General features: G+C 68.4%; 6 protein-coding genes. 4 read left to right on the forward strand and 2 right to left on the reverse strand.

Annotated features, from left to right (window positions below):
- Window positions 1-36: 36 nt before the first annotated feature.
- Window positions 37-2,859, reverse strand: coding sequence for a type VI secretion system ATPase TssH (gene tssH / locus AB7O82_RS19275; RefSeq protein WP_428543473.1), 2,823 nt, complete (start codon window positions 2,857-2,859; stop codon window positions 37-39).
- Between the two features lie 351 nt (window positions 2,860-3,210).
- Here tssH and AB7O82_RS19280 point away from each other — a divergent pair, with 351 nt between their 5' ends.
- Together AB7O82_RS19280 and AB7O82_RS19285 are read left to right on the forward strand one after the other, a co-directional pair.
- The gene (locus tag AB7O82_RS19280; protein WP_428619958.1) at window positions 3,211-5,928 is read left to right on the forward strand and encodes a protein kinase domain-containing protein; all 2,718 of its coding nucleotides are present in this window, start codon (window positions 3,211-3,213) and stop codon (window positions 5,926-5,928) included.
- A 357-nt stretch (window positions 5,929-6,285) separates the two neighbouring features.
- Window positions 6,286-6,897 (forward strand): hypothetical protein, encoded by a 612-nt coding sequence (locus tag AB7O82_RS19285; RefSeq protein ID WP_428619960.1) that lies wholly within the window; start codon window positions 6,286-6,288, stop codon window positions 6,895-6,897.
- A gap of 13 nt (window positions 6,898-6,910) precedes the next feature.
- On the opposite strand, the gene AB7O82_RS19290 is transcribed toward AB7O82_RS19285, so the two are convergent.
- Window positions 6,911-7,180: a hypothetical protein gene (locus AB7O82_RS19290; RefSeq protein ID WP_428543479.1), complete on the reverse strand. Its 270-nt coding sequence runs from the start codon at window positions 7,178-7,180 to the stop codon at window positions 6,911-6,913.
- Between the two features lie 123 nt (window positions 7,181-7,303).
- Here AB7O82_RS19290 and leuC point away from each other — a divergent pair, with 123 nt between their 5' ends.
- Window positions 7,304-8,731 carry a 3-isopropylmalate dehydratase large subunit gene (leuC, locus tag AB7O82_RS19295; RefSeq protein ID WP_428543481.1) on the forward strand — a complete coding sequence of 476 codons (1,428 nt, stop codon included), beginning with the start codon at window positions 7,304-7,306 and terminating at the stop codon, window positions 8,729-8,731.
- Between the two features lie 173 nt (window positions 8,732-8,904).
- Window positions 8,905-9,993 carry an LLM class flavin-dependent oxidoreductase gene (locus tag AB7O82_RS19300; RefSeq protein ID WP_428543483.1) on the forward strand — a complete coding sequence of 363 codons (1,089 nt, stop codon included), beginning with the start codon at window positions 8,905-8,907 and terminating at the stop codon, window positions 9,991-9,993.
- Window positions 9,994-10,092: the final 99 nt, after the last annotated feature.

Genomic DNA, 10,092 nt, shown 5'->3' on the forward strand with positions numbered 1-10,092 from the left:
GCTCCTTCGATCAATTAGGGGAAGGAAGAGACGTCGTCAGGATTGGTTGACAGTGAGCTTGAACGATCCATCCGTATCGACGTCCACGTGAACACTGCTGATTGACTCCCCGTCGGCCAATCGAGACAGCACTTCAGCAGACAATTCGGGCAGCAGTGTGCGCGTGAGAATATTTTCCACGTTTCTCGCGCCCGATGTGCTTTCCGTGCAACGCGCCGCAATGGTTTCAACCAATTGCGGTGCCCAGTCGAAGCTCGCGCGGTGACTGTCGCGCACGCGGCGGCGAATCCGCTCGAGCTGCATTACGACAATTTGGCGAATAATCTCGTCCGACAGCGGGAAATACGGAACCAGCGTCAGGCGTCCGAGAAAGGCCGGCTTGAAATACTTCGCGAGCTCGGGGCGCAAGGCCTCGGCGAGGCCCGCGGCATCAGGCGCCGTCTCGGGATCGGCGAACAGCTTGGTGATGAGATCGGTGCCGGCGTTGCTCGTCATGATGATGACGGTGTTCTTGAAATCGATGTCGCGGCCTTCGCCGTCCTTCATGTTTCCCTTGTCGAACACCGAATAGAACACGTCCTGCACGCCGGGATGCGCCTTCTCCATCTCGTCGAGCAGGACGACGCTGTAGGGACGACGGCGCACCGCCTCGGTGAGCACGCCGCCCTCGCCGTAGCCGACATAGCCGGGCGGGCTGCCCATCAGCAGGCTGACCTTATGCTCTTCCTTGAACTCGGCCATGTTGATGGTGGTGACGTTCTGCTCGCCGCCATAGAGCAGCTGCGCCAGCGTGAGCGCGGTCTCCGTCTTGCCGACGCCCGACGTGCCGACGAACAGGAAGACGCCGATCGGCCGGCGCGGATCGGTGAGACCGGCGCGGCTGGTATGGATCGCCCGCGCAACCGCTTCCATCGCATGGCTTTGCCCGACGACGCGCTTCTCCATGGCTTCGCGCAGATTCAGCACCGTCTTGATCTCGTCGGACTGCATGCGTCCGGCCGGGATGCCGGTCCAGCTCTCGACGATCTCGGCGATCGCCTGGCCGTCGACGATCGGGAAGATCAGCGGCTGCTCGCCCTGCAACTCGTGCAGGCGCTTGGTCAGGTCGGCGAGCTTGGCGCGCTCGGCCGCGCCGTCGACAACCGGCGCCGGCGCGGCATCAGCGGGTGAGTTGGCGGCGGGCGGGTTGGCGGCCGGTGCCGCGGCGGCTTCGATCTTGGCGCGCACCGCGTCGATCTCGGTAACCAGCGCACGCTCGGCGTGCCAGCGCTCCTCGAGCTTGGCCAGCTCGGCGCTCAGCTTTTCGCGTTCGGCGGTTAGCTCGCCGCGCCGCGTCGCGTGGTCGAGGCCGCCCTGCTCCTCGCGCTCGATGATCTTCAGCTCGGTGTCGATCAGGCTGATGCGGCGCCGGCGGTCGTCGATCGGCGCCGGCGTCGCGTTCTGGCTCATCGCCACGCGCGCGCACGCCGTGTCGATCAGGCTGACCGCCTTGTCCGGCAGCTGGCGGGCAGGGATGTAGCGCGCCGACAGGCGCACCGCCTCGCTCACCGCCTCATCGAAGATGCGCACCTTGTGATGCTGCTCGAGCGTCGACACCAAGCCGCGAATCATGGCGGTCGCGAGCTTCTCGCTCGGCTCCTCGACCTTGATCGGCTGGAAGCGCCGGGTGAGGGCGGCGTCCTTCTCGAAATACTTCTTGTACTCGGCCCACGTCGTGGCGGCGATGGTGCGCAGCTCGCCGCGGGCCAGGGCCGGCTTCAATAGGTTGGCGGCGTCGTTCTGGCCGGCCGCGCCACCGGCACCGATCAGCGTGTGCGCCTCGTCGATGAACAGCACGATCGGCTTGGGACTGCCCTTGGTCTCGTCGATCACCGATTTGAGCCGGTTCTCGAATTCGCCCTTCACGCCGGCGCCGGCCTGCAGCAGGCCGAGGTCGAGGGTGCGCAGGGTCACGTCCTTCAGCGCCGCCGGAACGTCGCCGGCGGCGATGCGCAGCGCCAGGCCTTCGACGACCGCCGTCTTGCCGACGCCCGCCTCGCCGGTGAGGATCGGATTGTTCTGCCGGCGGCGGGTCAGGATGTCGACCATCTGGCGGATCTCGAAGTCGCGCCCGAGGATGGGATCGATTTTGCCGGCCTTGGCCTGGGCGGTGAGGTCGATGGTGAACTGCTCGAGCGCACCCGAGCCACCGGGCCGCGTCTCGCCGGCGCCGGTGCCGGCCGCCTCGGAACCGACCGCCTGGCTGGTGGCCTGGGCCGCTTCCGAGGTGTTGCCGCAGATCGCCACGTAGTCGCGCTTCAGGATGTCGGGCTGGATGGCGGCGAGCAGTCCCGAGGCCTCGCGCGCCCGCCGCGCCAGCATGTCGTCGGCCAGCAGCGCCCACAACAGGTGACCCGAGCGCAGGCGACTCGCCCCCTGCTCGACCGAGGCGAACAGCCAAGCGTGCTTGACCATCTCGACAATGTCGGGCGACAGCGAGGGCGCACGGCCGTTGCCCGTCTTCATGCGCTCGAGCGAGCGGTTGATGTCGTTGGTCAGGCGGCCCGGATCGATCTCCCAGCGGCGCAGGATCGCGGCCATGTCGGTGTCGGTGCGGTCGAGCAGGCCGACCAGCATGTGCTCGATCTCGACGTTGTAGTGCGTCCGCAGGGCCGTCAGGCCCGCTGCGCTTTCGAGGGCGCGGCGGCAGACATCGTTCAGGCGTCCGATCAGCGGTTTCAGCTCTATCGCGGGCACCGACTCCTCGTTTCCTGAAGGAATGTCTGATGGACGGTCGCACCAGGCGGAAGCGAGATATCTGCACCTTTCTGCGAGTTGGACAAGTAAAGATTCACGCACGGGAACGGTGCGCCAATGCACATGGCGTTCCCGAGTTCGTCGCGTCATCGCCTTCGTGAGGCCGTTTTCATGCGGTCTGGTAGTGGCGCCGACCTTAAATGATGATGCCGTCGCGCGGTCAGAAGCTGGCCGTCGTTCCTGCTTCGATCGCGGAACTTCCATATTCGGGGTGGGAAACAGGATGCTTCCCGATCGAGCGCAGGACATTTCATCGCCGCCACGGCACCGGCGCAGGATAGTCGCGCTTGGCAAGAAATACCGTCATCCCGAGTGGAGCTGCCCGAGGCGATGGGCGCCCGTTCTTGACGCTTTCTCGGCGGCGCACCTAAAGTACGAATGGACTGAACTCACATTCCATGCACTGAGATAGGCATGGCCGCCGACACCAAAGCAGATGCGAAGGAGGACGGGCTCCGCGGAACCCTTCCCGCCGGCACGCGCCTGCGCAACTACGAGCTGGTGTCGGTTCTCGGCCAGGGCGGTTTCGGCATCACCTACTACGCGCGCGATACGGTGCTGGGGCGCGAGGTCGCGATCAAGGAGTACCTGCCGACCGCGCTCGCCTTGCGCGAGGGCGGCACGACGGTGGTGCCGCGCTCGACGCAGCATGCCGAGGATTTCATCTGGGGGCGCGAGCGCTTCCTCGAGGAAGCCCGCATCCTGGCGACGCTCGAAGGCGCGCCGGCGGTGGTGCGCGTCTACGATTTCCTCGAGGCCCACGGCACCGCCTACATGATCATGGCGCTGGCGCGCGGCGACACCGTCGAGCAGCGCCTCAAGCGCGACAAGCAGCTGCCGCCGGCGATCGTCGAGCGCATGCTCGGGCGCCTGCTCGACGGCCTCGAGGAAGTGCACAAGGCGGGCTTCCTGCACCGCGACATCAAGCCGGCCAACATCATTCTCGATTCGCACGACAACCCGACGCTGATCGATTTCGGCGCATCGCGCGCCTCCATGGCCGATCGCACCGCGGCCATGACCGCGATTTTCACGCCGCGCTATGCCGCTGCCGAGCAGCTGACGTCGGACAAGCAGGGGCCGTGGACCGACATCTATGGCATCTCGGCTACGATCTATCACACGATCACCGGCCACGCGCCGCCGAGCTCGCTCGAGCGCGCCCTCAACGACACCTACAAGCCGCTGGTCGAGATTGCGCCGGCGGGCTTCACGCGGCCGCTGCTGCAGGCGATAGATGCCGGCCTGGCCGTTCGCTCGAAGGACCGCCCGCAATCGATTCCCAACTGGCGGCGGGATCTCACGGGGGCGGACGATGCCGAGGATGGTGGGGCGACGATCATCGGCGCCCGCAGCCGCTCGCGCGGCGCGCCGGGCGCGGCGCCCGCGGCCGGCACGACGTCGCCCTCCACGCTGTCTCCCTCGCTACAGCCACCCTCGACGCAATCACCTTCGACCGGGGCACCTTCGACCGGGGCACCTTCGTCCCAGGCGCCGGACACCCACGAGCCGACCGCTCACGGACTGACCACGCACGGATCGACCCTGCACGCCCCGACCGCCCAGTCGCGGTCGGGGCCGCCGGCGTCGGCTCCTCCGCCTGTCGTCGCGCCACCTGCGGCACCGACCGCCCCTGCGGCGGCGACCATCCCGGCGGCGGTCCTTGGCGGCAAGCGCGGCCTGCTCTACGGGGGCGCAGCGCTTGCGCTGGTCCTCCTGGCGGCAGGCGGCTACTGGGCATTCTCGCCCAGGCCCGAGCCCGTCGTCGTCCGGGATCCGGTGATCGTCGACCAGGAGGTCGCCGCCCGGGAAAAGGCCGAGCAGGAGGCCAGGCTGAAGGCGGAAGCCGACGCCCGGCAGAAGGCCGAGGCCGAGGCCCGGCAACGAGCGGAAGAGGCGGCGCGGCAAAAGGCGGAGGCCGAGGAAAGACAGAAGGCCGAGGCGGAGGCACGACAGAAGGCGGAGGCCGACGCCAAGGCCCGGGCCGAGGCGGAAGCCCGCCAGAAGGCCGAATCGGAGTCGCGCCAGCAGGCCGAGGCTGCGGCGCGCCAGCGTGCGGAAGCGGAGGCCCGCCAGAAGGCCGAAGCTGAATCACGGCAGAGGGCGGAGGCCGAAGCCCGCCAGAGGGCAGAGGCCGAGGCTCGCCAGAAAACGGAAGCCGAAGCGAAACTCAAAGCGGAGGCCGAGGCGCGCCAGCGGGCCGAAGCCGATGCACGTCAGGTGGCAGCCCGCCAGAAGGCCGAGGCCGAAGCCAAGGCCAGGGCGGAAGCGGAAGCCCGCCAGAAGGCCGAAGCCGAGGCGAAGCAGAAAGCCGAAGCCCAAGCGCGGCAGCGGGCCGAGGCCGAGGCGAAGCAGAAGGCGGAGGCCGAAGCCCGGCAGCGCGCCGAAGCGGCGGCACGTCAGAAGGCCGAGGCCGAGGCCAGACAGAAAGCGGAGGCGGAAGCCCGGCAAAAAGCCGAAGCGGAAGCGCGCCAGCGTGCGGAGGAGGCGGCGCGCCTGAAGGCCGAGACCGAGGCGAAGCAGAGGGCCGAAGCCGAGGCACGCCAGAGGGCGGCCGCCGAAGCGCGGCAGAAGGCGGAGGCCGAGGCGCGCCAGAAGGCCGAGGCCGAGGCGAAGCTCAAGGCGGAAGCCGAGGCCAGGCAGAAGGCGGAGGCCGAAGTGCGGGCGCGTGCCGAGTCGGAAGCTGCCGCCCTGAAGTCCGCCGCCGAAGCGGCCGAGGTGGCGCTGCGGCTGAGCCCGGTCGATCGCCAGCGCATCCAGGTTGCGCTGACGGCGCTCGGCTTCGACACGCGCGGCATCGACGGCGCCTTCGGGCCGCGTACGCGCGAAATGATCCAGGCCTGGCAGAAGGCCCGCAACCAGCCGGTGACGGGCTTCGTCAACGCGGCCCAGCACCAGGCCTTGCTGAGCGAGGCCGCCGCGGGCCTGGCGAAGTACGACGAGGAAGAGAAGAAGCGTGCCGAGGCGGCGGCAAGAGCCCGCGCGACGGCGCCGACGCCGCAGCCCACCGTGCCGTCGACGTCGGGTCCGACCTATCAGGGCGGCGGCGTCGTCTGCATGGACGGATCCGGACGGCGCCTGTCCTTCCCGGGCACGAGCTCGTGCCCGTATGGCCTGTCGCCGGCGCGGTGATCGACGCCATGACGAACGCGGGCGGGTGCCGGCGCCGTTTCAGGTTCTCGAGCCGACGAGCACTCTCGCGCCGTCGTGCAGCCGGGGGCGCGTGTGGAAAAAGTACCGTCATCCCGAGCGGAGCCGCCCGATTAGGCGCTGTTTACAGCGCCATTGGCGGCGCAGTCGAGGGACCTGTCTTGCTGATGCGTAACAGGAAAGGTCCCTCCGCTACGCCTCGCTGCGCTCGGCTTCGGTCGGGATGACGGCCTTCTTTGTCGTATGCGAATGCGCCAGTCGTGCAGCGCGTGCGATTGCTGATGAGCGCGATCTGTGGAATCGTCCTCTGCCGATGATGGCGAGTGGGGGGAGCGGAACGTGAGGCGTCATGAGCTCGAGCGTCGAGAGGTCGACGCGGATGGTCCTCCGGCGCTGTCCAGGGTCAACCGATCTGTTGCTGCCGCCTTCGTTCTCCTGGCTTGCCTGGCCGGGGGCGCGCCGGCGCAGGCCGACGACTGGAACTTCAACCAGGCGATCCCTTGCCCGTCGGCGCCGGTCTACGGCGTACCGTTCAGCCAGTGCTATGTTTCCAACGTCCGCACGTTCCGGATCGGCAACGTCCAGAGCTGGCGCCTGACCTACACCGACAGCGTGAGCGAGTTCGCCATCGGCTATTACCGGCTGGTGGCAGCGCACGGCACCGGCGGCATGAGCCCGGTTACGTCGAACTCAGCCCTGATCGACTGGATCCGCACCGCCGACGCCCTTAAGCACGTCTCCGGCGGTGGCACGAATTGGGCGGTAGCGACGAGCCCGACCGGCGAACGGTACGTCACCTTCCAGAAGGGGTCTCGCCAGTGCATCGGGTTCGTGCGCAACAGCCCGGCGAACAACTGGACCCTCGGCGCCACCTTCTGCCGCGAATCGCGGACGCCGGTGCCGGTCCAGGAAGTCCAGTTCATCTGGGACGCCGTCAAGGTGAGGGAGTAGGGCGCGACCCGGTCTACGGCTTGAATTCCTTGGGCAGGGAGAAGCCCGAGGCCTCGAGCTTCTTCTCCAGGACGGGGATGGCCGCGGCCGTGTTGCCTTTCTGGCAGTTCTCCAAGGCGTAGCCTGCCTCGACATCGAAGCGCCGGCCCGGTGAATTCTGGACATAGCGCCGATAGAGCGACGAGAGCTCGGCGCAGTAGGCCTTGTCGTCCTTGACTTGCCCGTTCGCCGCCTGCGGCAACGCGAGGGCGAGGCCGACGATCGGCAGGAGAAGGTATTTCACGAGACCTCCCGTACGCTTTGGACGCTTCTGCCATATTGGGAGGCGTCGTCCAAATCGGGACCGCCCCGGGGCGCAAGACTTCGTGATCGGTGCCGGCTTTGCTACGATTGCCCATCGACCGCCATGAAAGCTGCCTCAACCGCGCCGCGCACCCTTTACGACAGGATCTGGGACAGTCACGTCGTCGAGGACAAGGGTGACGGCCACGCGCTGCTGTATATCGACGGCCATCTGCTCGACGAGCACAGCAGCGCTCAGGCGTTCGATGGGCTGCGCGCGTCGGGCCGCGTCGTGCGCCGGCCCATGGCCACGCTCGCGGTCGTCGACCACAACGCCCCGACCACCGATCGTGCCTTCGGCATCGCCGATCCGCAGTCGCGCCTGCAGATCGAGGCCTTGGAGAAGAACGCACGGCAGTTCGGCGTGCCGTGCTTCTCGATCGGCGACGCGCGGCAGGGAATTTCGCACGTCGTCGGACCGGAACAGGGATTCATCCAGCCCGGCATGTCGATCGTGTGCGGCGACAGCCATGCCGCGACCCACGGCGCGTTCGGCGCGCTCGCCTTCGGCATCGGAACCTCCGAGGTCGAGCACGTGCTGGCCAGCCAGACAATCGTCGCGCGGCGTTCGCGCACGATGCGGATCACCATCGACGGCGATCTGCCGTTCGGCGCTTCGGCCAAGGACCTCATCTTGTCGATCATCGGCAGGCTGGGCACCGCCGGCGCTACCGGTCACGTGATCGAGTACGCCGGCCCGACGATCGCCCGGCTATCGATGGAAGCGCGCATGACGTTGTGCAACATGTCGATCGAGGCGGGTGCGCTCTGCGGCATGATCGCGCCCGACGAGACCACGTTCGCCTACCTCGCGGGCCGGCCCTATGCGCCCGGACCGGACGTGTGGGCGCGTGCGGTCGCGTTCTGGCGGGGGCTGAGATCCGATCCCGCTGCGCGCTTCGATCGCGAGGTGGCGATCGAGGCCTCCGGTCTGGCGCCGCAGGTGACGTGGGGCACCAGCCCCGAGCACGTCGTGCCGGTGACTGCTCGCGTGCCAGATCCCGACGACGAGCCCGATCGCGCGCGCCGCGCCGCGCTGGCGCGCAGCCTCGACTACATGGGACTCGCGGCCGGGCAACCGGTGAGCGGAATAAGGATCGACAAGGTCTTCATTGGCTCGTGCACCAACGGGCGCATCGAGGATCTGCGGGCCGCGGCGTCGGTCGCCAGGGGCCGCAGTGTCGCGGGTCATGTCCATGCGCTGGTCGTGCCGGGTTCCGGGGTCGTCAAGGCCGCCGCCGAGCGGGAGGGTCTCGACCGCGTGTTCCGTGACGCCGGCTTCGACTGGCGCGAGCCCGGCTGCTCGATGTGCCTGGCGATGAACGCCGACCGCTTGGCGTCGGGCGAGCGCTCAGCCTCCACGTCGAGCCGCAATTTCGAGGGCCGGCAGGGCGCCGGCGGGCGCACGCATCTCGTCAGCCCGCAGATGGCCGCCGCTGCCGCGGTCCAGGGATGCATCGCCGACGTACGCGAGCTGCTGGCAGAGAACTGAGTCATCGCTGGGACCGCGCTACTCCGATGGCGCTCATCCTCTTCGTCGCAACCATTCCATGAGCGCCATCGGAGTAGCGCGGTCCCAGCGATGAGGGCGACCCGCCCCTACTTTCGCCGGTCGATTCGGATTAGCATCGACAAATCAAACGAGCCGCAAAGTCGGAGGAAGCCATGCCGGTGCGGGTGATCGGAATGATCGGCGTCACGCCGCCCAGCGACGGTGCCACCGTTCACGTCATTCGTGGCGGCCTGTCGCCAGCCTATCTGCGCTCCTTCGCCCAGGTGCACGACCAGGCCGGCTTCGACCTGGCGCTGGTCGGCTACACCGCCTCGTCGGCCGAAGGGTTTCTCGTCGCCCAGCACGCGGCGCAGCACACCGAGCGGCTGGGCTTCCTGATCGCCCATCGTCCGGGGTTCGTCGCGCCGACCCTCGCGGCGCGAAAGATCGCCACCTTCGACCAGCTCACCGGCGGGCGCATCGCGATCCACATCATCTCGGGCGCCAGCGACGCCGAGCAGGAGAACGAGGGTGACTTCGCCCCCAAGGAGGTGCGCTATCGCCGCGCTGCCGAATACATCGAAGTGATGAAGCGCGTGTGGACCAGCGACAAGCGCTTCGACTTCGAAGGCGAGTTCTATCGCCTGCGCGGCGCGCGCTCCGACGTCCAGCCGCTGCAGAAGCCGCATCCCTTGCTGTTCTTCGGCGGCTCGTCGGAAGGTGCGCTGGCGATGGGCGCCCAGCACTGCGACGTGTTCGCGATGTTCGGCGAGCCGCTCGCCGCCACGGCCCAGCGCATCGCCGAGTTCCGCGCCCGGGCGGCGCAGTTCGGGCGCACGCCGTCCTTCAACATCTCGTTCCGGCCGATCCTCGGCGCGACCGAAGGACAGGCGTGGGACCGGGCGCGGCGGATCCTGTCGGCCATCAAGCAGCCGGGCGATCCGACGGGCTTCGGCAACAACAAGGCGCCGCTCGATCACTCGGCGCGCCGCCTGCTCGATTTCGCCGCGCAGGGCGAGACGCACGATGCGCGATTGTGGATGCCGATCGCCGAGGCGACCGGCGCGATCGGCAACACCTCGTGCCTGGTCGGCACGGCCGAGCAGGTCGCCGACGCCTTGCTCGAGTACTACAAGCTCGGCGTCCAGTCGTTCCTGGTCCGCGGCTTCGATCCGTACGAGGACACGATCGAGTTCGGCCGCGAGCTGATCCCCCGCCTGCGCGCCGGCGCCGCCGAGCTCGACCGCGCGATGGCGGCGTAGGATCTCATCGTCCTCCCCAGCTCCGCTGGTGAAGTGTCGCCGTCTTCGGCGACGGAGGGGTCACGGTCTCTTGGACCGCGGGCGTCCCGCCCGCTCATG

This window comes from Reyranella sp., assembly GCF_050185545.1.
Lineage (GTDB): Bacteria > Pseudomonadota > Alphaproteobacteria > Reyranellales > Reyranellaceae > Reyranella.